At 59.6% G+C, this 23620-nt stretch carries 20 protein-coding genes, 1 tRNA gene and 1 riboswitch; of the genes, 13 read left to right on the top strand and 8 right to left on the bottom strand.

Annotated elements, in window-relative coordinates; all coding sequences use genetic code 11:
* The 8 genes from J3348_RS04515 to J3348_RS04480 form a co-directional block, all read right to left on the bottom strand.
* The gene (locus J3348_RS04515) at positions 1 to 879 is read right to left on the bottom strand and encodes a branched-chain amino acid ABC transporter permease (RefSeq protein ID WP_207698414.1); all 879 of its coding nucleotides are present in this window, start codon (positions 877 to 879) and stop codon (positions 1 to 3) included.
* 145 nt (positions 880 to 1024) lie between these two features.
* On the bottom strand, positions 1025 to 2242 hold the full coding sequence (locus J3348_RS04510; protein WP_207698413.1) for an ABC transporter substrate-binding protein: 1218 nt from the start codon (positions 2240 to 2242) through the stop codon (positions 1025 to 1027).
* Positions 2243 to 2511: 269 nt separating this feature from the next.
* Positions 2512 to 3729 carry a carboxynorspermidine decarboxylase gene (locus J3348_RS04505; RefSeq protein ID WP_207698412.1) on the bottom strand — a complete coding sequence of 406 codons (1218 nt, stop codon included), beginning with the start codon at positions 3727 to 3729 and terminating at the stop codon, positions 2512 to 2514.
* On the bottom strand, positions 3729 to 4988 hold the full coding sequence (locus tag J3348_RS04500; protein ID WP_005943308.1) for a saccharopine dehydrogenase family protein: 1260 nt from the start codon (positions 4986 to 4988) through the stop codon (positions 3729 to 3731). The genes J3348_RS04505 and J3348_RS04500 overlap by 1 nt, the downstream gene beginning before the upstream one ends.
* Positions 4989 to 5024: 36 nt before the next feature.
* A complete protein-coding gene (gene speB, locus J3348_RS04495; protein WP_005943304.1) occupies positions 5025 to 5900 on the bottom strand; it encodes an agmatinase in 876 nt (291 codons plus the stop codon).
* On the bottom strand, positions 5900 to 6757 hold the full coding sequence (gene speE / locus J3348_RS04490; protein ID WP_044953854.1) for a polyamine aminopropyltransferase: 858 nt from the start codon (positions 6755 to 6757) through the stop codon (positions 5900 to 5902). The genes speB and speE overlap by 1 nt, the downstream gene beginning before the upstream one ends.
* A gap of 13 nt (positions 6758 to 6770) precedes the next feature.
* Positions 6771 to 8237 (bottom strand): aminotransferase class I/II-fold pyridoxal phosphate-dependent enzyme, encoded by a 1467-nt coding sequence (locus tag J3348_RS04485; protein ID WP_097775018.1) that lies wholly within the window; start codon positions 8235 to 8237, stop codon positions 6771 to 6773.
* 1031 nt (positions 8238 to 9268) lie between these two features.
* Positions 9269 to 9353 (bottom strand) — tRNA-Tyr (locus J3348_RS04480).
* A 410-nt stretch (positions 9354 to 9763) separates the two neighbouring features.
* On the opposite strand from J3348_RS04480, the gene J3348_RS04475 reads away from it, so the two are divergent.
* The 13 genes from J3348_RS04475 (at position 9764) to J3348_RS04415 (ending at position 23618) form a co-directional block, all read left to right on the top strand.
* Entirely contained in the window at positions 9764 to 10084 is a 321-nt protein-coding gene (locus tag J3348_RS04475) for an Hpt domain-containing protein (protein WP_338428051.1), read from the top strand.
* Between the two features lie 105 nt (positions 10085 to 10189).
* A riboswitch (cobalamin riboswitch) is annotated at positions 10190 to 10403 on the top strand.
* Between the two features lie 167 nt (positions 10404 to 10570).
* On the top strand, positions 10571 to 11803 hold the full coding sequence (locus tag J3348_RS04470) for a sirohydrochlorin cobaltochelatase (RefSeq protein WP_207698411.1): 1233 nt from the start codon (positions 10571 to 10573) through the stop codon (positions 11801 to 11803).
* A 118-nt stretch (positions 11804 to 11921) separates the two neighbouring features.
* On the top strand, positions 11922 to 12782 hold the full coding sequence (locus J3348_RS04465) for an iron transporter (RefSeq protein ID WP_207698410.1): 861 nt from the start codon (positions 11922 to 11924) through the stop codon (positions 12780 to 12782).
* 226 nt (positions 12783 to 13008) lie between these two features.
* On the top strand, positions 13009 to 14148 hold the full coding sequence (locus tag J3348_RS04460; RefSeq protein WP_207698409.1) for an ABC transporter substrate-binding protein: 1140 nt from the start codon (positions 13009 to 13011) through the stop codon (positions 14146 to 14148).
* 30 nt (positions 14149 to 14178) lie between these two features.
* Entirely contained in the window at positions 14179 to 15198 is a 1020-nt protein-coding gene (locus tag J3348_RS04455; protein WP_207698408.1) for an iron ABC transporter permease, read from the top strand.
* Positions 15195 to 17147, top strand: a complete 1953-nt coding sequence (cbiD, locus tag J3348_RS04450; protein ID WP_207698407.1) for a cobalt-precorrin-5B (C(1))-methyltransferase CbiD — start codon at positions 15195 to 15197, stop codon at positions 17145 to 17147. Before J3348_RS04455 ends, cbiD begins: the two co-directional genes overlap by 4 nt.
* Positions 17135 to 17839 (top strand): precorrin-2 C(20)-methyltransferase, encoded by a 705-nt coding sequence (cobI, locus tag J3348_RS04445; RefSeq protein WP_207698406.1) that lies wholly within the window; start codon positions 17135 to 17137, stop codon positions 17837 to 17839. Before cbiD ends, cobI begins: the two co-directional genes overlap by 13 nt.
* Positions 17840 to 17843: 4 nt before the next feature.
* Positions 17844 to 18605, top strand: coding sequence for a precorrin-4 C(11)-methyltransferase (gene cobM, locus J3348_RS04440; RefSeq protein WP_207698405.1), 762 nt, complete (start codon positions 17844 to 17846; stop codon positions 18603 to 18605).
* Complete coding sequence (locus J3348_RS04435) at positions 18602 to 19597, top strand: cobalamin biosynthesis protein (RefSeq protein ID WP_207698404.1); 996 nt, start codon at positions 18602 to 18604, stop codon at positions 19595 to 19597. Before cobM ends, J3348_RS04435 begins: the two co-directional genes overlap by 4 nt.
* Positions 19590 to 20357: a precorrin-3B C(17)-methyltransferase gene (cobJ, locus tag J3348_RS04430; RefSeq protein WP_097775028.1), complete on the top strand. Its 768-nt coding sequence runs from the start codon at positions 19590 to 19592 to the stop codon at positions 20355 to 20357. Before J3348_RS04435 ends, cobJ begins: the two co-directional genes overlap by 8 nt.
* Positions 20354 to 21100, top strand: coding sequence for a precorrin-6A reductase (gene cobK / locus J3348_RS04425; RefSeq protein ID WP_097775029.1), 747 nt, complete (start codon positions 20354 to 20356; stop codon positions 21098 to 21100). Before cobJ ends, cobK begins: the two co-directional genes overlap by 4 nt.
* Positions 21088 to 22284 carry a precorrin-6y C5,15-methyltransferase (decarboxylating) subunit CbiE gene (cbiE, locus tag J3348_RS04420; RefSeq protein ID WP_207698403.1) on the top strand — a complete coding sequence of 399 codons (1197 nt, stop codon included), beginning with the start codon at positions 21088 to 21090 and terminating at the stop codon, positions 22282 to 22284. The genes cobK and cbiE overlap by 13 nt, the downstream gene beginning before the upstream one ends.
* Positions 22281 to 23618 (top strand): cobyrinate a,c-diamide synthase, encoded by a 1338-nt coding sequence (locus J3348_RS04415; protein WP_097775031.1) that lies wholly within the window; start codon positions 22281 to 22283, stop codon positions 23616 to 23618. Before cbiE ends, J3348_RS04415 begins: the two co-directional genes overlap by 4 nt.
* Positions 23619 to 23620: the final 2 nt, after the last annotated feature.

Raw genomic sequence — 23620 nt, 5'->3', positions numbered from 1 at the left:
TCACACTTTCTCGGTCAGGTTTTCACTGAACAGGCCGGTAGGCTTGACGGCCAGCACCACGATCAGCAGTGCAAAGGTGAACGCATCACTGAAGGTGGTAGCGCCTGCACCTTTAATAAGGCTTTCGCAGATGCCGATGATGAAGCCGCCGATGACAGCACCCGGAATGGAGCCGATGCCGCCGAACACCGCAGCCACAAAGGCTTTCAGGCCGGGCATGGCACCCACAGTGGGGGTGACTGCCGTGTAGTTGGAAAAATACATCATGGAGCCGATGGCCGCAAGAAAGCTGCCCACCGCAAAGGTAAAGGAGATGACATTGTTGATCTTGATGCCCATCAGCTGAGCGGTCTCAAAATCGCGGGAAGCGGCGCGCATGGCCATGCCGATCTTGGTCTTCTGGATCAGGGCAACAAGTGCTGCCACCAGCACAATGACGAGGAACGGCGTTACCACCGTCACCCGCTTGGTCTGGCAGCCCAGCACCGTGACGGTGTCGCTGATCCACGGCAGGGCAGGGTACTGCTTGGCCAGACCGCCGGTGACATACCACATCGAGTTCTGCAAAAGGTAGGACATACCGATCGCGGAGATCATTACCGACATGCGCGGCGCAGTGCGCAGGGGCTTGTAGGCGATCTTTTCCACTGCGATGCCCAGCAGTACCGTTGCCACCACCACCAGCGGGATGGAAATGGTCAGCGGAAGGGAAGCAGTAGCGTACACCATCAGAAAACCGGCTACGGTAAAGATATCGCCGTGGGCAAAGTTGATCAGGCGCAGGATGCCGTACACCATCGTGTAGCCAATGGCGATCAATGCATACTGGCCGCCCACCGAGATACCTGCCAGCAAATAGGGCAGAAACTTTGCAGCCATAAGGGGGACCCTCCATTTCTTACAACATTTAATAAAATAAACTCCTCCAGTCACCTCCGGTGACAGCCCCCTCCCAGAGGGGGCCAAACCTGCCGGAAAGCTACAAAAAGGCTCCCTCGTTGACGGAGGGAGTTTAAAATTTTGTTCAGCCGTCCACGCTCTGAGTCTTGACGAACTCAAACGCGCCGTCGGCAGCTTTCTTGATGTAAGCCATATCCTTGTTGGCATCACCGGTGGTCTGATCAAAGGTGATGTTGCCGGTCACGCCGTCGTAGTTTACGCCGTACAGAGCATCGCGGATGGCGGTGCCGTCGGTGCTGCCTGCTGCCTTGATGGCTTCCAGAGCCACCATGTAGCCGTCGTAGCCCAGTGCAGAAACAGCTGCCACGATGTCATTGCCGCCGTTGTTGGTCAGCTTCTGGCTGTCGGCGTTCAGCCACTCCTTAAAGCCGGTCACGAACTCCTTGGCTGCGCCGGAATCATCGTTCTCATCAAAGAAGGTGGAGCAATACACCTGCACGCTGGTGCCCTTTTGTGCATCCAGAATAACGCTGGACTCCCATGTGTCGCCTGCGGTAATGGGTTTGTCAAAGCCTGCAGAAGCAGCCTGTGTGATGATCTGGGCTGCGTAGGTGGTAGCGCAGGGAGCAAAGATCACATCTGCACCGGCGTTGATGGCGTTCTGGATGTAGGCGGAGAAGTCCGAGGTGCCCTCGGGGAACTGCTCGCTGGTAACAGTGCCGCCCAGATCCTCAAAAGCGTTGACGAAGTAGGTGGCCAGACCGGAGCCGTAGTCCTCGCCCAGCATGCTCAGCACGTAGGCGTTGGCAGCACTGAACTCATCCTTTGCAAAGTTTGCCATGACCGAGCCCTGGAACGGGTCAAGAAAGCAGACACGGAAGTAGTAGGGGTTGGCCTCAGTCACGGCGGGGTTGGTGCAGGAGCAGCCAATGGCCGGGATGGAAGCGGACTGGAAGGTGGGAGCGGCTGCAATGGAAACACCGGAGCCGTAGCTGCCCAGCACGATGGAGACTTTTTTGGAGACCAGCTCCTGTGCAGCAGTCACGGCCTTATCGGTGCTGGACTGGTTATCCACTTCCACCAGCTCCACGTTATAGGTCTCACCGCCGATCTCCACGGTGGGAGCAAGGCTGTTGGCGTACTCGACACCCAGCACTTCCTGCTTGCCGCCTGCGCCGTTATCACCGGAAGCCGGTTCAAACACGCCGATCTTAATGGTCTTGCCGCCTGCAGAAGAGCCGCTTGCGGAACCGCCAGAAGAAGAGCAGCCTGCCAAAGCTGCTGCTGCGGCGGTGATGCCTGCCGCTTTCAGGAAATCACGACGCGAAATGAATGCTTTCATAAGAATTGCCTCCTCTATTATTTCTTAACACTTTCCCAGATAAAACAAGAAAAACCCGCAACGGCGCAGTGATCCTCAGATCCTGCATCGTTGCGGGTTTCTTAGCATTGTTTTAGCACATGAAAAGGAACTTGTCTAGGCTGAATTTGAATTTTTTTAAATTTTCGTCAGATGATAAAAAGAAACTGTACTTGAACAGCGTGCATTTTGGGCGGTTTTGATACAGACTGTCTTTTGACCGAATACAGATTTGCCGAAAGGGTCATACTTTAATCCGCTGCACGTCCCAGCCGCATCTTGAAATCGCTGTAGCCGAACTTCACCAGCTCCCGGCAGGTGCCGTTTTCGTCCATTGCCCAGATGGGCGGCAGCGGCATCCCGTTGAAGGTGTTGTTCTTGCAGGTGGTGTAGATGGCCATATCGCCGAAAATGAGCCTTTGCCCCTCGGTGAGCGGGGAGGCAAAGCTGTAGTCGCCCACCACATCCCCGGCAAGGCAGGTGGGGCCGCCAAGGCGGATGAGGTACGGCTTTTCGCCGGGGTCCCCGGCATCCAGCAGCGGCGGGCGGTAGGGCATCTCAATCACATCCGGGGTGTGGCAGGCCGCAGACATGTCCAGAATGGCAAGGCTCGTCTCGCCATTTTGCAAAGTATCCAGCACAGTGGTAACAAGATACCCGGCGTTCAGCGCCCATGCTTCGCCCGGTTCCAGATACACCTGCACGCCGTACTTTTTCTGTGTTTTGGTAATGCACTGTTCCAGCGTGGCAAGGCGGTAGCCGGGGCGGGTGATATGGTGCCCGCCGCCAAAGTTGAGCCACTTCATCCGGGGCAGAAGACCCCCGAACTTTGCTTCCACCGCCGCCAGCGTCAGGGCCAGTGCATCGGCATCCTGCTCGCACAGGGTGTGGAAGTGCAGTCCGTCCAGTAATTCGGGCAGGGTCGGGTCTGCTTGCACGGCGGCATCCCACTGGGCGCGGGTGGTGCCAAGGCGGCTGCCCGGGGCGCAGGGGTCGTAAATTGCATGGCCTTCCTGCGTGGAGCACTCCGGGTTCAGCCGCAGGCCCACGCTCTTGCCCGCCGCCTTTGCTGCCGGGCCGAACTTTGCCAGCTGGCTGGGCGAATTGAACACGATGTGGTCGGCGTACTGCAGCAGCTCCGCGAACTCGTCTGCCCGGTAGGCCGCGCAGAACACATGGTTCTCTTTTTCCGGCAGCTCTTCTTTGCCAAGGCGGCTCTCGTACAGGCCGCTGGCCTCGGTGCCCGCCAGATAAGGAGCCAGCACCGGGTAAACATTAAAGTTGGAAAAAGCCTTCTGCGCCAGCAGAATTTTGCAGCCGGTGCGCTGCTGCACCCCCAGCAGAAGTTCGCCGTTGCGGCGCAGCTGCCCTTCGTCCAGCAGGTAGCAGGGGGTGGGCAGAGAGGCAAGCGTTTCCCAAGAAAGGTTTGCAAGGCCCGCAAAGGGCGGGCGGGTATCGGCCAGCCGCATCAGTCCACCAGCGCCGGGCTGTGGCTCTCGGAACGGGGCAGGCCGTACTTGTCCAGAGCGTCCAGATACGGGTCCGGATCAAACTCTTCCACAGTGTGCACGCCCTTGGTGGTCCACTTGCCGGTGAGCAGCATCAGTGCGCCGCACATGGCCGGTACGCCGGTGGTGTAGCTGATGGCCTGACTGCCCACCTCCTTGTAGCACTCCTGATGGTCGCAGACGTTGTAGATGTAGTAGGTCTTTTCCTTGCCGTCCTTCTTGCCGGTGAAGATGCAGCCGATGTTGGTCTTGCCCTTGGTGCGGGGGCCAAGGCTGGCGGGGTCCGGCAGCAGAGCCTTGAGGAACTGGATGGGCACGATCTCCTGCCCGTTGAAGTTGACCGGGGTGGTGGACAGCATGCCCACATCCTCCAGACAGCGCATGTGGTCGAGATAGCTCTGGCCAAAGGTCATGAAGAAGCGGATGCGCTTTGCCTCCGGGATGTTCTTGGCAAGGGACTCGATCTCCTCGTGGTGCAGCAAGTACATATCCTTGTCGCCCACCTGATCGAAGTTGTATTCCCGCTTGATGCTCATAGCCGGGATCTCCACCCAGTGGCCGTTCTCCCAGTAGCTGCCGGGAGCGGACACCTCGCGCAGGTTGATCTCCGGGTTAAAGTTGGTGGCAAAGGCATAGCCGTGGTCGCCGCCGTTGCAGTCCAGAATATCAATGGTGTCAATGGTGTCGAACTCGTGCTTTTTGGCGTAGGCGCAGTAAGCCTGGGTCACGCCCGGGTCGAAGCCGCTGCCCAGCAGGGCGGTCAGGCCGGCTTCCTCAAACTTCTTTGCGTAGGCCCACTGCCAGCTGTAATCAAAGTAGGCGGAGAAGCCTGCTTCCTTGCAGCGCTTCTCGTAGATGGCACGCCACTCCGGGTCGTCGGTGTTCTCCGGCTCGTAGTTGGCGGTGTCCATGTAGTTTACGCCGCAGGCAAGACAGGCATCCATGATGGTCAGGTCCTGATAGGGCAGGGCAATGTTCATCACGAGGTCGGGCTGATAAGCCTTGATGAGGGCGATCACTTCGTCCACCTTGTCGGCATCCACCTGTGCGGTGGTGATCTTGGTAGCGGTTTTGGGGGCCAGTTCTGCAGCCAGCTTGTCGCACTTGGACTTGGTACGGCTGGCGATGCAGATCTCGGTGAACACCTCGGGTACCTGACAGCACTTGTGGATGGCAACGGAGGCCACGCCGCCGCAGCCGATGATCAGAACTTTGCTCATGATTTTTCTCCTTTATGTCAATGTGTGCAAATTCGGTCAGACCTGAAAGCCGGGCCAGCCCTTGTCCAGCGCGATCAGCGTTTCGCGCAGCACCTTGCAGGCGGTGGCGGTGGAAACGCCGGTGGTATCCAGCGTGGGAGCCAGCTCGTTGAGGTCTGCGGCTACGATGTTGGCTTTCGTCACGGTGCGGATGGCATCCAGCAGCTGCAAAAAGCTCACGCCGCCGGCTTCGGGCGTGCCGGTGCCGGGGAAGCAGGAGGGGTCCAGACAGTCGAGGTCGATGGTCAGGTAGACGGGCACCTTGCTCTCGCACAGCTGTTCCGTCAGCTCGGCAAGGCCGGTAAAATCGAATTTGTGCATCTCGGTGTGCTGGGCTGCAAATTCGAACTCGGCGCGGTCGCCGCTGCGGATGCAGAACTGATGGATGCGGCCGTCGCCCACCAGCTCATGGCAGCGGCGCAGCACGCAGGCGTGGCTCAGCTTTGCACCAAGGTAGTCGTCCCGCAGGTCGGCGTGGGCATCAAAGTGCACGATGTGCAGATCCGGATATTTCTTCACAGCAGCCCGCACGGCACCCAGCGTCACCAGATGTTCACCGCCCAGCAGCAACGGGAACTTGCCGTCCTGCAGGATCTCCTCTGCGCGGGCTTCGATGTCCGCAAGGGCACTCTCGCTGGAGCCGAAGCACAGCTCCAGATCACCGCTGTCGAAGATGTCAAAATCGGTCAGGTCGGCATTCTGATAGGGGCTGTAGGTCTCCAGACCATAGCTTTCGTGTCGGATGGCCGCCGGGCCGAACCGTGCGCCCGGGCGGTAGCTGGTGGTGGAATCGTAGGGCGCACCGTACAGCACGATGCTGGCGGCGCGGTAGCTGCTGTCACAGCCGATGAAGTTTTCAATGTTGGGTTGCATCAGTGTTCCTCCACTTCCCGCAGCATTTCCTCAAGGAATGCCGGCAGGTAAAATGCGCCGACATGCAGCCGGGCGGTGTAATAGCGGGTGCGCATGTTCAGCGCCTTCCATGCGTCTGCATCCAGATCATCGATGGGATGATACTTTTTGCTGGCAAAGCCGAACAGCCAGTACCCAGCCGCAAAGGTGGGAATGTGTGCCTGATACACTCGGCTGATGGGGAAGGTGGACGCAATGCGCTTGTGGCTGCGCTGCATGGCGCTGGCATCCTCGGCATAGAAGGGGCTGCCCTGCTGGTTCACCATGATGCCGTCCGCTTTCAGGGCATTGAAGCAGCTGCCGTAGAACTCGCGGGTGAACAGACCCTCGGATGGGCCGAAGGGATCGGAGGAGTCCACGATGATGAGGTCGTACTCCTCCTCGCAGCGGCGGATATACTTGAGGGCGTTCTCAAAATAGATGTGCACCCGGCGGTCATCCATGCGGCAGGCGTTGCTGGGCAGGAAGGCGCGGCAGGCTTCCACCACCTGCGGGTCCATCTCCACAAGGTCGATGCGCTCCACCCGGTCGTAGCGGGTCAGCTCCCGCACCACGCCGCCGTCACCGGCACCGATGACAAGGATGTCTTTTGCCTGCTTGTGCACCGCCATGGGCACATGCACGATCATCTCGTCATAGATGAATTCGTCGCGCTCGGTCAGCATCACATTGCCGTCCAATGTGAGCACCCGGCCAAACTCCGGCGTTTCAAAAATATCGATGCGCTGGTAATCGCTCTGCTTGGAGTAGAGCTGTTTGTTCACCCGGATGCTGTGCTTCACGTCCGGGGTGTGAAACTCAGAAAACCAAAATTCCATCTGCATTCCCTCCTTATGCCAGAACGTTCAGCCGCTCGATGTCCGGGTCCTCGGGGCCGGTCATGCTGCAGCCCTTGGCCTTGGCGTACTCGATGTAGTTCAAAATTTCCTTGGTGATGCGCTCGCCAGGGGCCAGAATGGGAATGCCCGGCGGGTAGCACATGACGAACTCGCTGCACACCATGCCCTCGGTCTCCCGGAGCGGCAGGCTCTTTTTGGGGGCATAGAACGCCTCCTGCGGGCTGGCAGCCACAACGGGGTCGATGTATTCCTGACTCAGCAGGCCGGAGCCATCGGTCTGGTAGCGGCGCTTGATCTCGGCCAGCGCGCTGACCAGACGCTCCACCTCCTGCGGGCGGTCGCCGATGGAAAGGTAGGCCAGAATGTTGCCAATGTCGCCGAACTCGATCTGGATGTCGTACTCATCGCGCAGGATGTCGTACACCTCAATGCCTGCAAGGCCGATATCCAGCGTGTGGACGCTGAGCTTGGTAGTATCAAAGTCAAAAACGGAGTCGCCGTTGCACAGCTCCTTGCCAAAGGCGTAGTAGCCGCCCACGGCGTTGATCTCCTCTCGGGCATACTCGGCCATGTCGGCCACTTGGTGGAATACCTGCCGCCCGCGCTGCGCAAGGTTGCGGCGGGAGATATCCAGACTGGACATGAGCAGGTAGCTGCCGGAGGTGGTCTGGGTCAGGTTGATGATCTGCCGCACATAGCCCGGGTGCACATTGGGGCCGATGAGCAGCAGGCTGGACTGCGTTAAACTGCCGCCGCTCTTGTGCATGGAGACGGATGCCATATCAGCCCCTGCCGCCATGGCAGACACCGGCAGGCCGCCGCCAAAGTAGAAGTGGGTGCCGTGGGCTTCGTCTGCAAGGCAGAGCATCCCGGCATCGTGGGCCATTTTTACGATGGCGCGCAGGTCAGAGCAGATGCCGTAGTAGGTGGGGTTATTCACCAGCACAGCCACAGCATTCGGATGCTCTTTAATGGCCTTTTCCACCTGTTCCCGCTTCATGCCCAGCGAGATGCCAAGGCGCTTATCCACCTCGGGGTTCACATACACCGGCACCGCGCCGCACAGTACCAGTGCGTTCAGCACACTGCGGTGCACATTGCGGGGCAGAATGATCTCATCACCGCGCTTGCAGGCGGTAAGCACCATGCTCTGCACACTGCTGGTGGTGCCGCCCACCATGAGGAATGCGTGGGCAGCGCCAAAGGCATCTGCGGCCAGCTCCTCTGCTTCCCGGATGACCGATACCGGGTGGCAGAGATTATCCAGCGGCTTCATGCTGTTCACATCCACACCCACGCACTGCTGGCCCAGAAAGGCGGTCAGCTCCGGGTTGCCGCGGCCCCGCTTGTGGCCGGGCACATCAAAGGGCACCACCCGCATTTTGCGGAACTGTTCCAGCGCTTCATAGATGGGCGCACGGTTCTGGTTCAGCCGGAACCGTGTTCGGTTCTCACTCATGTTTTTCCTCCGTCCCTGATCCCGATGCAAACAAAAAAGCGCAAGTACCGCACAAAAAGTGCAGACTTGCGCTTTGAAAAGCATTTGAATGCGCCGCCAAAGACCCCCGGAAGAAACACCAGAGTACAAAGGCCGCTTCGCATGATTCAAAAAAGACGGGATTATGAGAGTCTATATAGCAATTCTGCTTTTACTGCTCTTTATTGACCGTTTCACAAGTCTGCACACTGACTGCGCAATTTCATGGTTGTAAAGGAACCAACTTATAAAATTTGAGCTGCTACACTCAATCAATAATGGCGGCTGTGCCGCCGGTCGGCAGTGGACCCGGCTGTCCGTATGGCCTTAGCCCCGCTGGGCGGTCCATGGTAAATTGCTTTGAAAAGACTCTGCCATGCTTTGTCTCTCAAAATCAAATGTGATTTTATCATGCACAGAAAGCATTGTCAATGATTTTTTTGAAGAAAAATTTAAAAAATCAATGCACAGAGTACCAACCTGAATACCGTTGCAAAATATTATGATGCACAGTACACGATGGTTACTACGGTTCTTATTGTTCTGCTGATCCTTGTACTGCTGGAGATCGTCCTGCTGAACGGTGCCGCAGCTGTTCGAATCCACCCGCCCGATGAGTTTAGCCTTGTCGCAAAACAAAAACCTCAGCGTACTTTCATACGTTGAGGTTTTTTGGTGGGCGCGGGTGGATGTCGCGAGCCGCGCATCTAAAAAAGCCCCGCAGGGGCTTTTTTACCCGCCGGACTATTCGGCGGGCCGATGCTGTTCGAATCCACCCGCCCAGTGAGTCTGGCTTTGCAGCAAAACAAAAACCTCAGCGTACTTACATACGTTGAGGTTTTTTGGTGGGCGCGGGTGGATGTCGCGAGCCGCGCATCTAAAAAAGCCCCGCAGGGGCTTTTTTGCCCGCCGGACTATTCGGCGGGCCGATGCTGTTCGAATCCACCCGCCCGACGAGTTTAGCCTTGTCGCAAAACAAAAACCTCAGCGTACTTTCATACGTTGAGGTTTTTTGGTGGGCGCGGGTGGATTCGAACCACCGAAGCTGAAAGCAGCAGATTTACAGTCTGTCCCCATTGGCCACTCGGGAACACGCCCATATTCACTTTTTGTGTCCTTCGCCGGACGACTTGTTTATTCTATCATGCAGAAAGGCTTTTGTCAACTGTTTTTTTACCTTTTTCTTCAAATGCGTTTTCCGTGCAGAGAAACGGCAGAGCAAAGGCGGGAAAAGCCCTGCAGCCATGCAGGCACGGCAAAGTCGGAGAAAAAAGCCAGCCGGAAGAAATTGATAAGCAAATTGCAAGAAAAACTCGGGACAATATGTGAAAAGTGCAAGACTTTTTGTCTCTGCATTGAAAAACGCAGGAAGGCGTGATATATTTAAAACGCAACAAAGTGCAACAAAATGGATGGCGCTTTTGTCACTCTGTGGCAAATCAGGCGGGATCAGTAGAAAAAGAAAGGCATAGCGACAAACCATGACGATTCAGGAATGTTATAGACAGATGGGCGCAAATTATGAGGACGTGCTCAAGCGGCTTTACAACGAAGGTATGATCTGCAGATTTACGCTGATGTTTTTGAACGACGACAGCTATCCGAAACTGGAGCAGGCATTGAAGGAAGGAAATGTGAAGGAAGCATTCCGTGCGGCACACACGCTCAAGGGCGTGTGCCAGAACCTGGGCTTTACCAACCTGTATCAGCCCACCTACGATTTGACCGAGGTGCTGCGCACAGGCACACTGGAAGGTACCAAGGAGCTGTTTGACAGCGTGACCTGCCAGTACAAAATCACCATCAATGCGATCCGTGCGCTCCAGTAAGCTCCGCATTTGGCTCGATCTCCAAACGGCATCCTTCCTTATAAAAAGGCAGGATGCCGTTTTTTATTGCATTCTGCGCAGTTTTATGATATAATGCCGGACGAACTGAACAGAAAAACAGCAGGTGCCTTTTGCCGATGCACTGCACGGCGGAAAGGGTAAAAGGGAAGCGGGTGCAGATCCCGCACGATCTCGTCACTGTGATAAGGGAGTCCGCATCAGGGTGCTTTGCACCAGCCACTGGAGCTTTTGCTCTGGGAAGGAGATGACGGGCGGCGATCTTTCAGTCAGGAAACCTGCCTGCTGTTGGTACGGGGGTGCAAACCCCAGATCACGAGGAATTGGTTGTACCAAAAAGCCCTGAAACAACAGAGGTCTTTTTGTCATGCCATCCGCAGGACAGAAGGGCCTCTTTTTTCATCTCTCTTTCCTGTACCCTTTGTTTGGTTCAAACCGCAATTTATCCAGCAGGAAAGGACAAGAACAATGAGAAAGATCGAAACCAAAAAGCTGGCCGCAGCTGTTACGGCTCTGGCTCTGTGCGCCGGCGTGCTCACCGGCTGCGGCGGTGCTGCTTCCGGCACTGCATCCAGCACCGCTGCGTCTTCCGCTTCCAGCGAAGCGAGCAGCGAGGAGGCTGACGAAATGGCAGCAAAGAACGTGGCAGACCTGATCGATGCCATCTATGTGCAGGAGCGCAATGAGGATACCGATGCCCAGTGCGAAGCCGCCAAGGCTGCATGGGATGCCCTGACCGACACCCAGAAGGAACTGGTGGAAGGTGAGAACGCCGACCCCGACTACTTTGGCCGTGACACCGGCGATGCTTCCAAGGACGATGCCCGCAATCAGGACGACATTGGCGACAACGAGCTGCTGGTGGTCTCCTTCGGCACCTCCTTCAACGACAGCCGCGTGAAGGACATCAAGGGCATCGAGGATGCTCTGCAGGCCGCATACCCGGATTGGTCTGTGCGCCGCGCATTCACCGCACAGATCATCATCAACCATGTGCAGGCTCGTGACGGCGAAAAGATCGACAACATGCAGCAGGCCATGGACCGCGCTGTGGAAAACGGCGTGAAGAATCTGGTCGTCCAGCCCACCCACCTGATGCACGGTGCTGAGTACGACGAGATGATGGAAATGATCGACACCTACCGCGACAAGTTTGAATCTGTCGCTGTGGCTGAGCCCCTGCTGGGCGAGGTCGGTTCCGATGCCACTATCATCAATCAGGATAAGGAAGACGTTGCCAAGGCTGTCACCGCTGCTGCCGTGAAGGAAGCCGGCTACGACAGTCTGGATGCCGCTGCTGCGGACAAGGTCGCCTTTGTCTTTATGGGCCACGGTACCTCGCACACCGCAAAGGTGAGCTACAGCCAGATGCAGACCACTATGCAGACTCTGGGCTACGACAATGTGTTCATTGGCACCGTTGAGGGCAAGCCGGAAGAGACTGCCTGCGAGAACGTCATCGAGGCTGTTAAGGCTGCGGGCTACACCAAGGTCATCCTGCGCCCGCTGATGGTGGTTGCCGGCGATCACGCCAACAACGATATGGCCGGTGAAGATGCCGACTCCTGGCTGAGCCAGTTCAAGGCTTCCGGTGCTTTCGACAGCATCGACTGCCAGATCGCTGGTCTGGGTGGGATCGAGGATGTCCAGAACCTGTATGTCGCCCACACCAAGGCTGCCATTGATTCTCTGAACGGTTGATCTTCAAGAACCCTCTCCGTCTCGCGGCCGCTTTGCGGCATCCGGTGGAGAGGGTTCATTTTTTATCTGAACAATGGTATAATAAAAGCTGATTTTTTATAATGTAGAGGTATTTCCTATGAAACGCGTTTTTTCCTGTGTTGTCGCTGCTTCTCTGGCATTGAGTCTGCTGGTGGGCTGCGGCGCTTCTTCCACGGCATCTTCTGCAGCTTCCAGTGCTGCTTCTTCCGAGGCGGCATCCTCTGTGGCTTCTTCTGCCGCTGAGACCGCCGCTTTGCCGGATGGTGTGTATACCGCCGAGTTTGACACCGACAGCAGCATGTTCCACGCCAACGAAGCCTGCGACGGCAAGGGCACCCTGACTGTGGAGAACGGCCAGATGACCTTCCATGTCAGCCTTGCTTCCACCCATATCGTCAACCTGTATCTGGGCAAGGCTTCCGATGCCGCCGACCACGAGGCCGACTGGCTGCAGCCCACCACAGATACCGTTACCTATTCCGACGGCACCTCGGAGGAGGTGTACGGCTTCGATATCCCGGTCTCTGCTGTGGATGCCGACTTTGATCTGGCTATTCTGGGCACCAAGGGCAAGTGGTACGACCATGTCGTCAGCGTGCGTGATGCCGTGGAAAAGGCTGCGGAAGCCGAGACCCCGGCAGACGGCACCTACACCTGTGATGTGACGCTGGAAGGCGGCTCCGGCCGTGCCACCGTGGAGAGCCCCGCAGCCCTGACCGTGGCAGACGGCAAGATGACCGCCACCATCGTGTGGAGCAGCCCGAACTATGATTATATGATCGTGGACGGCGAGAAGTATTTGCCCACCAACACCGAGGGCAATTCCACCTTTGAAATTCCGGTATCGGCGCTGGATACCGCACTGGATGTCACCGCCGACACCGTTGCCATGAGCACCCCCCACGAGATCGAGTATACGCTGACCTTTGATTCCGCAAGTCTGAAGGCTAACGATTGAGAATGCCCTCCGCTCACGCTCTGGGCATACTCAGCGGAAAATCAATTTTTTATTTCGCGTTTGTCGCGGCTCCGACGCTTGTCAGGGCAAAGCCCTTCCATCTGCTATCGCCGATCGCTCGCCTGCTTGAAAGACCCACTGGGGCTTTCATTGCTGCGCAACCGCAGGGCCGCTCCAAACGCCTTTTCACAAGAGGGGTCGGAACGACAAACGTCCGGATATTTGAATGAAAATCACTCGCAACCAATTTCTGAAACTGATCCCTGCTGCGGCGCTGACGCTGACCGGCTGCGGCAGCAAGGCTCAACCTGCCAATACGGAAAGTCTTGTTTTTTCCCATCATTACAAGCTGGACTATGCACAGCAGTTCACAGCGGACTGCTATGAGGGCGGCTATACCATGCTGACCATCGCGGAGTCGGATGCACGGTTCCTTGTTGTGCCGGAAGATGCTGCGGAGGTGGACGGTCTGCCTGCTGATGTGACTGTGCTGCGCCAGCCGGTGGAGAATATTTATCTGGTCTCCACCTCGGTGATGGATCTGCTTTTGCATCTGGACGCACTGGACAGCGTGGCCTTTTCCGGCACCAAGGCCGAGGGCTGGTATCTGCCCGCGGTGCAGCAGGCCATGGAAGAGGGAAAAATCGCGTATGCAGGCAAGTACAGCGCCCCGGATTACGAGCAGATCCTGGCAGCGGGCTGCCGCCTTGCCATTGAGAATACCATGATCCTGCACACGCCGGAGGTAAAGGAGCAGCTGGAACACTTTGGCATCCCGGTGCTGGTGGAGCGTTCCAGCTACGAGAGCGACCCGCTGGCCCGCATGGAGTGGATCAAGCTTTACGGCATCCTGCTGGGCAGGGAAGAACAGGCCGAGCAGGTGTTTTCCGCGCAGGAGACAGCCGTTCAGCCCATCCTCTCGCAGAAACCCACGGGAAAAAGCTGTGCCTTCTTCTCGCTGACCACCAACAACCTTGCCACTGTGCGCAAGGGCAGTGACTATGTGGCCCGCATGATCGAGATGGCGGGCGGCAGCTATGTCTTTGCGGACCTGACGGACAATGGTAACAGCCTTGCTACCATGAACCTGCCGCTTGAGGACTTCTATGCAGGTGCAAAGGATGCCGATGTGCTCATCTACAACAGCGCCATCGAGGGCATGATCGCATCGGTGAGCCAGCTGACCGAGCGTTTTCCGCTGCTGAACGAATTCAAAGCGGTGAAGGAAGGGCAGGTGTGGTGCACCACCCAGAGCCTGTTCCAGCAGAGCATGGAGCTGGCAGACCTGATCGTGGATATGAACCGGGTGTTTACCAAGGGCACACCTGCCGCCAGTACCCTGAAATTCCTCACCCATGTGGATTAAAGAATGAAAATTTTACAGAAAGGAAAGCCTATGACCCGTACCAGACGCCTTGCAGCCGCCTATATTGCCCTTGCGGCAGCCGTGGCTGTGCTTTTTGCGCTGAACCTGTTCTGGGGCAGCGTATCCCTTGCACCGGGTGCGGTGCTGACGGCACTGCTGGGCAAGGGCGGCGATGCGCTTGCGGGGAACATCATCCTGCAGCTGCGCCTGCCCCGCGCGGTCATGGCGGCGCTGTTGGGGGCAGCCCTCAGCGCGGCAGGCTACCTGCTGCAGACTTTTTTTGCAAACCCCATTGCCGGGCCATTTGTTATGGGCGTTTCCAGCGGCGCAAAGCTGGCGGTGGCCCTGACCATGGTGGTGTTTCTGGACCGCGGGATGCTGACCAGCTCGGCCACGATGATCGCGGCTGCCTTTGCGGGTGCCATGGCTTCCATGGCCTTTGTGCTGGCGGTGGCCCGGCGGGTGCAGCGCATGAGCATTCTGGTCATCTGCGGTGTGATGATCGGCTATATCTGCTCCGCCATCACCGATATCGTGGTGGCCTTTGCGCAGGATTCCAACATCGTCAATCTGCACAACTGGTCGCAGGGCAGCTTTTCCGGCGTGACATGGGCCAATGTGCAGGCTGCGGCACTGGTGGTGCTGCCTGCGCTGGCGGCATCCTTTCTGCTTTCCAAGCCCATGGCCGCCTACCAGATGGGCGAATCATATGCCCGCAGCGTGGGCGTGAATGTCAAGCCTTTCTCGGCAGCGCTGGTGCTGCTATCCAGCCTGCTGGCGGCCTGCGTCACCGCCTTTGCGGGGCCGATCTCCTTTGTAGGCATCGCGGTGCCGCACCTTGTCAAGCAGCTGCTGGGCAGCGCAAAGCCGCTGTATGTGCTGCCGGGGTGCTGCTTGGGCGGTGCGGCTTTCTGCCTGTTCTGCGACCTGCTGGCCCGCAGTCTGTTCGCGCCCACGGAGCTGTCCATCAGCTCGGTCACGGCCGTGTTCGGCGCACCGGTGGTCATCTGGCTGCTGGTGCGGCGCAATTCAGAGCGGGAGGGCGCATGATGAACGAAAAAGCACTTTGCACTGCGCGGGAGCTTGCCATCGGCTACGGCAAGACACCGCTGCTCTCGGATATTTGCCTCGGGGTGCAGCCGGGCCAGATCCTGACCTTGATCGGGCCCAACGGCGCAGGCAAATCCACCCTGCTCAAAACACTGGCGGGCCAGCTGGCCCCCATGGGCGGCACAGTGCTGCTGGCGGGGAAGGATCTTACTGCCTATACCGGAACGGAGCGGGCCAAAAAGCTGGCTCTCATGGCTCCCCACAGCCGCCGGATGGAGCTGACCACCTGCTTTGACTTTGTTTCGGCGGGGCGCTATCCCTACACCGGACGGCTGGGTATTTTGTCTGCTGAGGACAGGCAGCAGGTGCACAGAGCTTTGGAGCTGGTGGGCGCGGCACAGCTGGCAGGCCGGGATTTTAACCGCATCAGCGACGGCCAGCGCCAGCGCATCCTGCTGGCCCGGGCACTGTGCCAGCAGCCGGAAGTGATCCTGCTGGACGAGCCGACCTCTTTTCTGGATATCAAGGGCAAGATCGAGCTGCTCACCATTTTAAAGGAGCTGGCCCATACCGGTCAGCTGGCGGTGATCCTGAGCCTGCACGAGCTGGAATTGGCCGAAAAAATAGCGGACACGGTGGTGTGCGTTTCGCCCGGCGGTGTTTCCGGCGTGCTGACCCCGGAACAGGCGTTTCAGCCGGAGAATATCCGCACCCTGTACGGCCTGACCGAACAGCAGTACACGGCTCTGTTCGGCACACCGGAGCCGGAAGCCGAAAAGGCACCCGCCGGAAAACCTCAGTTTGAGCATTACGTCCGCAGCGGGCAGAAGCTGCTGCGCTGCGGCTATACCACCGGCACCTGTGCCGCGCTGGGGGCTGCAGGGGCGGCGCGTCTGCTGCTGACCGGCCGCGAACCGGAAACGGTGGCTCTGCGCACGCCCAAGGGCATTGTGGTGGAGGTGGCACCCATTTACTGCCGCAGAACGGATGCCGGTGCGGTATGTGCCATCCGCAAGGACGGCGGCGACGATGTGGACGTGACCACGGGCCTGCCGGTGATTGCATCGGTGGTGCTGGAACCGGATGCCCCCGGCGTGCGCATCCTTGGCGGCGAGGGGGTGGGCCGGGTGACGAAGCCCGGCCTTGACCAGCCCGTAGGCGAAGCCGCCATCAACCATGTGCCCCGCCAGATGATCGCCGAGGCGCTGGAACGGGAAGCTGAAAATGCTGCCTACACCGGCGGCTTTGCGGTGACCATCTCTGTGGAAGGCGGTGCCGAGACGGCAAAGCGCACCTTCAACCCGCACATCGGGGTGGAGGGCGGGCTTTCCATTCTGGGCACCAGCGGCATCGTGGAACCCATGAGCCAGCAGGCCATTCTGGATACCATCCAGCTGGAAATGAATCAGGCCGCACTGCGTGCAAAAAATGCCCCCGGCCCCCGGCGGCTTGTGCTGGCCCCCGGCAACTACGGGCTGGATTATCTGGCCAGCGCTCTGCCGCAGTTCGAGCGGTTCCCGGTGGTCAAGACCTCCAACTTTATCGGGGATACGCTGGATATGGCTGCCACGGCCAAATTTGAGGAAGTGCTTCTGGTAGGCCACGTGGGCAAGCTCTGCAAGCTGGCAGCAGGGGTCATGAACACCCACTCCCACACGGCGGATGGCCGCGCTGAAGTGTTTTGCGCCCATGCGGCGCTGTGCGGTGCCGCGCATGAGGTGTGCGCCGCCCTGATGGATGCCGCCACCACGGATGCCTGCCTTGACATTCTGGACGGCGCACAGCTGCGTGCACCGGTGCTGGAAAGCATCCTTGCCGCCATCCAGATGCATCTGGACCGACGGGCAGGCGGGGCCTTCCGGGTGGGCGCGGTGCTGTTCTCCAACCAGCACGGCCCGCTGGGCGAGACAAAAACGGCAAAGGAGCTGATGCAGGAATGGCAGAACTGAAAGGTACATTTTACGGTGTCAGCGTCGGCCCCGGCGACCCGGAGCTGATGACGCTGCAGGCTGTGCGGCTCATCCGGCAGTGCCCGGTGCTGGCCGCGCCGCAGACTGCTTCCGGCCAGATGCTGGCGCTGGACATCGCCCGCAGTGCGCTGGGAAAAGCGCTGGACGGCAAGACCATCGTCCCGCTGTACTTTGCCATGAGCCGTGACCCGGCCGTGCTGGCGGCTTCGCACGAAAAAGCCGCCGCCGCGGTGCGGCAGTATCTGGATGCCGGGCAGGACGTTGCCATGCTGAACATCGGTGATGTTTCCATCTATGCCACCTTTGGTTACCTGCAGGAGATCTTGCAGGCCGGGGGTTATGCCACCGCCATGGCGGCAGGCGTGCCCAGCTTTTGTGCGGCGGCGGCGCGGCTGAATGTGCCGCTGACCGGCGGCATGGATACGCCGCTTACCATTGCGCCCGGCGGCTGGACAGACCGCGTGCTGGAAATGCCCGGCACCAAGGTATTGATGAAAGCCGGCAGGCAATTGCCTGTCTTATTGGATACCCTGCAGCAGGCAGATAAGCTGAAAAAAAGCGCACTTGTGTGCAACTGCGGTCTGCCGGACGAGCGGGTCTACCCGGATCTTTCCCTTGAGCGGCCGCAGGAACAGGCCGGTTATTTTGCCACTGTTTTGGTAAAGGAGTAACGTTATGGTACATTTTGTTGGTGCAGGCCCCGGCGCACCGGACCTCATCACCCGGCGGGGCGCGGCCCTGCTTCAGAAAGCCGACTGCATCATCTATGCGGGCAGTCTGGTGAACCCGGCCCTGCTGGGCCTTGCAAAGGCAGATTGCGCCATTTATAACAGCGCTGAAATGACGCTGGAGCAGGTGCTGGATGTGATGCGGCAGATGGAAGCTGCGGGTAAGATCACCGTGCGCCTGCACACCGGCGACCCCTGCCTTTACGGTGCCATCCGGGAGCAGATGGATGTGCTGGATGCCGAGGGCGTTCCCTACGATGATACCCCCGGTGTGTCCAGCTTCTGCGGTGCAGCGGCGGCACTGAATGCAGAGTACACGCTGCCCACCGTGAGCCAGACCGTCATCATCACCCGCATGGAGGGCCGCACCCCGGTGCCGGAAAAAGAAAAGCTGGCAAGCCTTGCCGCCCACGGGGCAACGATGGTCATTTTCCTATCCATCGGCCTTGTGGACAAAGTACAGCAGGCGCTTCTGGCAGGCGGTGCCTATACGCCGGATACCCCGGCAGCGGTGGTGTATAAGGCCACATGGCCGGAAGAAAAAACGGTGCGCTGCACCGTAGGTACGCTGGCGGAAAGTGTTCATGCAGCGGGCATCACCAAAACGGCGCTCATCGTGGCAGGCGGCTTTCTGGGCCGGAACTATGAGCGCAGCAAGCTGTACGACCCGGCCTTTACCACCGAGTTCCGCAGGGGGACAGACCAGTGACCCGCGCCTATCTGGCCTTTACGGCAAAGGGCCTTGCACTGGCCCAAAAACTGGCGGCGGCATATCCCGGCAGTGTGACCCGCTGCGGCCATGAAGCCGGGCAGGTGCACCTTGCCGATTGGACGGCCCGCCAGTTTGCCGGGAGCGATGCCCTTGTTTTTGTAGGTGCTGTGGGCATTGCGGTGCGGGCCATTGCGCCCCACTGCCAAAGCAAGGCGCAGGACCCTGCCGTTGTGGTGCTGGACGAGTGCGGCCGCTTTGCCGTGCCCATCCTCTCAGGCCACCTGGGCGGTGCCAACGACCTTGCCCGGGCGCTTGCCGCTGTGTGCGGTGCGGTGCCGGTGATCACCACAGCCACCGACGCAAACGGTGTGTTTGCGGTGGACGAGTGGGCAAAGCACCAGAACTGCACCGTGCTGGAGCCGGAGCGCATCAAGCTTGTCAGCGGTGCACTGCTGGCGGGCAAAACGGTGCAGTTTGCATCCGACTGGCCCATTGCGGGTGCACCGCCTGATGGGATCACGGCGGGAGATGCCCCGGACTTTGCCCTCACCCTCTGCCCGGCGGGGGATGCGCTGCATCTGGTGCCGCACATCGGCGTGCTGGGCGTGGGCTGCAAACGCGGCACCAGCACCGAAACGCTGGCCGAAGCCTTTGCAGCTTTCTGTGCCCAGAACCGCCTTGCGCCGCAATGCATCACGGCGGCGGCAAGCATCGACTTAAAACAAAACGAGACGGGCCTGCTGACCTTCTGTAAGAGCCACAGCTGGCCGGTGCAGTTTTTCACAGCGGAACAGCTGCGTGCCGCCCCCGGCAGCTTTACGCCTTCGGCCTTTGTGCAGAGCGTTACCGGCGTGGACAATGTCTGTGAACGGTCGGCAGTGCTGGCCGCAGGCGGGACACTCGTTTTTCACAAATATGCCCATACCGGCGTGACCTTTGCGCTGGCCGTGCGGCCCTATGCCCCGGACTGGAGGTGGCAGAATGTTTGACCCGATGGAATTTGAGATCGACGAACCGGAAAAGGTAGTCTACGTGGTGGGCATTGGCCCCGGAGATGTTTACTACCTGACGCAGGAAGCCCAGAACGTTCTGGAACACGCAGATGCCATCTGCGGCTATAAACTTTATCTTGACCTGATCGAGCCGGAGTTCCCATGTGAGGAATATTATTCCACCGGCATGACCAAGGAGATCGACCGCTGCCGCTGGGCGCTGGAAAAGGCGGATACCGGCAGGCGCGTGGTGATGGTGTGCAGCGGCGACGCAGGCGTTTACGGCATGGCCAGCCCTGTGCTGGAACTGGCGCAGGATTACCCGGACGTTGCCGTAGAAGTGGTGCCCGGCCTTACGGCCGCCCTCAGCGGTGGGGCTGTGCTGGGCGCGCCGCTGGCCCACGATTTCTGCGTGATCTCCCTTTCCGACCGGCTTACCCCGTGGGAGGTCATCGAAAAGCGGCTGGCCTGCGCAGCGCAGGGAGATTTCTGTGTTGCACTCTATAATCCCTCCTCCAAGGGCAGGCCGGACTACCTGCAAAAGGCAGTGCGCATCCTGCGCGCAAACGGCAAGGCGGATGATACCGTCTGCGGCCTTGTGCGCAACATTGGCCGCGAGGGCCAGAGTTCCCGGGTGCTGACGCTGGCCGAGCTGGAAAACACGCCGGTGGATATGTTCACCACCGTGTATATCGGCAACAGCAATACCCGCGCCCTTTCGGGCCGGATGGTCACGCCGCGGGGGTACCGTAAGTGAAGGCGGTCGTGTTCAGCGGCACCACCGAGGGCCGTCGCTTTTCCAAAAAGCTGGCAGAGCTTGGCGTTGCGGTAACGGTGTGCGTGGCAACGCCGCTGGGTGCCGAGGAGCAGGGCGAAATGGCGGGCATCACGGTGCACGCCGGGCGGCTGCAGCCGGATGCCATGGCGGCATTGCTGGCGGGAGCTGATCTCTGCGTGGATGCCACCCACCCTTATGCAGTGGATGCCACCAGGAACATCCGCGCTGCAGCGGTGCAGGCGGGCGTGGAATACCGCCGCCTGCTGCGTGCGCAAAGCCCCTTGCCGCCCGGCTGTGCGGTGTTTGAAACAGCAGCGCAGACTGCAGAATATCTGGCCGGGACAGAGGGCAATATCCTGCTTGCCACCGGTGCCAAGGAGCTGGCTGTGTTTGCCGGGCTGGAACCGGCGCGGCTTTACCCGCGCGTCCTGCCCACGCCGGAGGGCATTGCCGCCTGTGAAGCGGCCAATGTCCCGCACCGGAACATCATTGCCATGCAGGGGCCGTTCAGTCTGGCGCTGAATAAGGCGTTGATCACACAGTTCCAGATCCGGTATCTCGTCACCAAGGACGGCGGCGCAGCGGGCGGCTTTGCCGAGAAGGTGCAGGCCGCTGCCGATACCGGCGCACAGCTGGTGGTGCTGCGCCGCCCGCCGGAAACTGGCGAGACGGAAACACAAATTTTAGCGTATTGCAAGGAGATTTTGCAATGGTCACACTGATCGGCATGGGCAGCGGAAAATGGAAAGCCCTTTCGGCGCAGGCACAGCAGGCTGTGCGCAGCGCGGGCCTTGTGTTCGGTGCAAAGCGGCTGCTGGCGGGCCTGCCTGCAGACTGCACGGCCCGGCAGTTCGCGCTCTACCAGCCCGCTGACATTCTGGAAACACTGGCACAAAACCCCGGGCAGGATGCTGCCGTGCTTTACAGCGGCGATACCGGATTTTACTCCGGTGCGTCCGGTCTGCTCACGCCGCTGCGGGCGCTGGGCATCCCCGCGCGGGTGTATCCGGGCGTTTCCAGCATCCAGCTGCTTTCAGCGGCGCTGGGCCGACCGTGGCAGGACTGGAAGCTGGTCTCGGCCCATGGCTGCGCCTGCGACCCGGTGGCCGAGTGCATGATGAACCGTTCGGTGTTCTTCCTCACCGGCGGCACTGAAACGCCCGCCTCTCTGTGCCAGAAGCTGACCGATGCCGGTATGGGCAAAGCCCACGGCGTGGTGGGCGAAAACCTTGGCACCGAGGCGGAAGCCATCCGCTACGGCTCTGCTGCAGAGCTGGCGGGGCAGAGCTTTGCACCACTCAGCGTGTTTCTGGTGGAAAACTTTGATCTGCCGCAGCTGCGTGCGCCGGGCTTCCCGGACGAAAGCTTCATCCGGAGCGAGGTGCCCATGACCAAGCAGGAGGTGCGCGCTGCTGCGCTGGCAAAGCTGGCGGTAATGCCCACCGACACTCTGTGGGATGTGGGCGCAGGCACCGGCAGTGTGAGCGTGGAGCTTGCGCTGGCGGCACCCAAAGGCCGCGTTTACGCCGTGGAGTGTGAACCGGATGCCTGTGAACTGATCCGTAAAAACCGGGCAAAGTTCCATGCTTGCAACCTCATCCTCATCGAGGGCCGCGCACCGGATGTGCTGGCAGACCTGCCTGCGCCGGATGCCGTGTTCATCGGCGGCACAAAAGGCGGCATGGAAGCCGTGCTGGATGAAGTGCTCGGCAAGAATCCGAACGCACGCATCTGCATTTCGGCCATTGCGCTGGAAACGCTGGGCGCTGCCATTGCCGCCCTCACGGCCCGGGGCCTGACCGCAGAGGTAACGCAGATCGCCGTCAGCCGCACAAAACCGGCGGGCCGACTGCACCTGCTCATGGCCAATAACCCCATCTTCCTCATTACGGGTACACGCAAATGATGCAATTCCTCATCGCCGCGCCTTCTTCCGGCAGCGGCAAGACCACTGTTGCCTGTGCAGTGCTGGCGGCGCTGAAAAAGCGCGGGGCCGACCCCTGTGCGTTCAAAAGCGGGCCGGACTACATCGACCCCATGTTCCACCGCTCGGCTCTGCAGGTGGACAGCCACAATCTGGATCTGTTTCTTTCCAACAGGGATATGGTGCGGGCCATTTTTGCCCGCTATGCCGCCGGGCATGGTGCCGCCGTGTGCGAGGGCGCTATGGGCTTTTATGATGGTCAGGGCCTGACCACCCGTGCCAGCGCTTGGGAACTGGCGGATACGCTGGGCCTGCCGGTGCTGCTGGTGGTACAGCCCAAGGGTGCCAGCGTGACGCTGGCCGCGCAAATTCAGGGCCTTGTGAACTTCCGCAAAAACAGCCATGTTTCGGGCATCCTGCTCAATGATTGTTCCGAAAAGCTGTATAAAATGCTCAAGGCCCTGCTGGAAAGGGAGACCGGCCTGCCGGTGCTGGGCTATCTGCCCCATTTGCCGCAGGCAGCGGTAGAAAGCCGACACCTCGGCCTGAAGACTGCAGATGAAATTGCCGACCTGCAGGAAAAGATCGCTCTGCTGGCCGATGCACTGGTGCTGGATTGGCAGCGCCTTGCCGTGCTGACCGAAAAGCCTGCGCCGGAAGCTTTGCCGGGAGCAGCTGCACCCACATCCGTCCGCATTGCGGTGGCAAAGGACGAGGCGTTCTGCTTTACCTATGCCGAAACGCTGGACGCACTGCGGGATGCCGGGGCGGAGCTTGTGCTTTTCAGCCCGGTGCAGGATGCGGTTTTGCCGGAAAATATAGGCGGGCTGTATCTGCCCGGCGGCTACCCGGAGCTGTACGCCAAAACTCTGAGTGAAAACAAAACCATGCTGGCTTCCATCCGGCAGGCCGTGCAGGCGGGCCTGCCCACAGCGGCCGAATGCGGCGGCTTTTTGTATCTGGGCCGGAGCCTTGAGGATGCCGACGGTAAGGCGTGGCCCATGGCAGACGTTCTGCCGGGCGATGGCATCCGGGTGGGAAGGCTGGTGCGCTTTGGCTATGCCGAAATGACCGCCAAGGCAGACAGTATGCTCTTCTGCGCCGGAGAAACGCTGCCCATCCACGAATTCCACCACTGGGATTCCACCGCAAACGGCACTGCATTTACGGCCCGTAAAAACGAGAAAATGCAGTGGGAATGCGGCTTTGCAAACGAGAATTTCTATGCGGGCTTCCCGCATTTATACTGGGCGGGCACGCCCCTGCCGGGCCGCTTTGTGCGCGCGGCAGAACGATACAGCAAAACAAAAGGATGACC

The organism is Faecalibacterium sp. Marseille-Q4896 (genome assembly GCF_017377615.1).
GTDB classification, from domain to species: domain Bacteria; phylum Bacillota; class Clostridia; order Oscillospirales; family Ruminococcaceae; genus Faecalibacterium; species Faecalibacterium taiwanense.
This window is presented reverse-complemented; position numbering and strand designations above follow the sequence as displayed.

Excerpts from the sequence above, each read along its gene's own strand:
- J3348_RS04515 (WP_207698414.1), bottom strand. The coding sequence starts at position 879 with ATGGCTGCAAAGTTTCTGCCCTATTTGCTGGCAGGTATCTCGGTGGGC.
- J3348_RS04510 (WP_207698413.1), bottom strand. The coding sequence starts at position 2,242 with ATGAAAGCATTCATTTCGCGTCGTGATTTCCTGAAAGCGGCAGGCATC.
- J3348_RS04505 (WP_207698412.1), bottom strand. The coding sequence starts at position 3,729 with ATGCGGCTGGCCGATACCCGCCCGCCCTTTGCGGGCCTTGCAAACCTT.
- J3348_RS04500 (WP_005943308.1), bottom strand. The coding sequence starts at position 4,988 with ATGAGCAAAGTTCTGATCATCGGCTGCGGCGGCGTGGCCTCCGTTGCC.
- speB (WP_005943304.1), bottom strand. The coding sequence starts at position 5,900 with ATGCAACCCAACATTGAAAACTTCATCGGCTGTGACAGCAGCTACCGC.
- speE (WP_044953854.1), bottom strand. The coding sequence starts at position 6,757 with ATGGAATTTTGGTTTTCTGAGTTTCACACCCCGGACGTGAAGCACAGC.
- J3348_RS04485 (WP_097775018.1), bottom strand. The coding sequence starts at position 8,237 with ATGAGTGAGAACCGAACACGGTTCCGGCTGAACCAGAACCGTGCGCCC.
- J3348_RS04475 (WP_338428051.1), top strand. The coding sequence starts at position 9,764 with ATGGGCGCAAATTATGAGGACGTGCTCAAGCGGCTTTACAACGAAGGT.
- J3348_RS04470 (WP_207698411.1), top strand. The coding sequence starts at position 10,571 with ATGAGAAAGATCGAAACCAAAAAGCTGGCCGCAGCTGTTACGGCTCTG.
- J3348_RS04465 (WP_207698410.1), top strand. The coding sequence starts at position 11,922 with ATGAAACGCGTTTTTTCCTGTGTTGTCGCTGCTTCTCTGGCATTGAGT.
- J3348_RS04460 (WP_207698409.1), top strand. The coding sequence starts at position 13,009 with ATGAAAATCACTCGCAACCAATTTCTGAAACTGATCCCTGCTGCGGCG.
- J3348_RS04455 (WP_207698408.1), top strand. The coding sequence starts at position 14,179 with ATGACCCGTACCAGACGCCTTGCAGCCGCCTATATTGCCCTTGCGGCA.
- cbiD (WP_207698407.1), top strand. The coding sequence starts at position 15,195 with ATGATGAACGAAAAAGCACTTTGCACTGCGCGGGAGCTTGCCATCGGC.
- cobI (WP_207698406.1), top strand. The coding sequence starts at position 17,135 with ATGGCAGAACTGAAAGGTACATTTTACGGTGTCAGCGTCGGCCCCGGC.
- cobM (WP_207698405.1), top strand. The coding sequence starts at position 17,844 with ATGGTACATTTTGTTGGTGCAGGCCCCGGCGCACCGGACCTCATCACC.
- cobJ (WP_097775028.1), top strand. The coding sequence starts at position 19,590 with ATGTTTGACCCGATGGAATTTGAGATCGACGAACCGGAAAAGGTAGTC.
- cbiE (WP_207698403.1), top strand. The coding sequence starts at position 21,088 with ATGGTCACACTGATCGGCATGGGCAGCGGAAAATGGAAAGCCCTTTCG.
- J3348_RS04415 (WP_097775031.1), top strand. The coding sequence starts at position 22,281 with ATGATGCAATTCCTCATCGCCGCGCCTTCTTCCGGCAGCGGCAAGACC.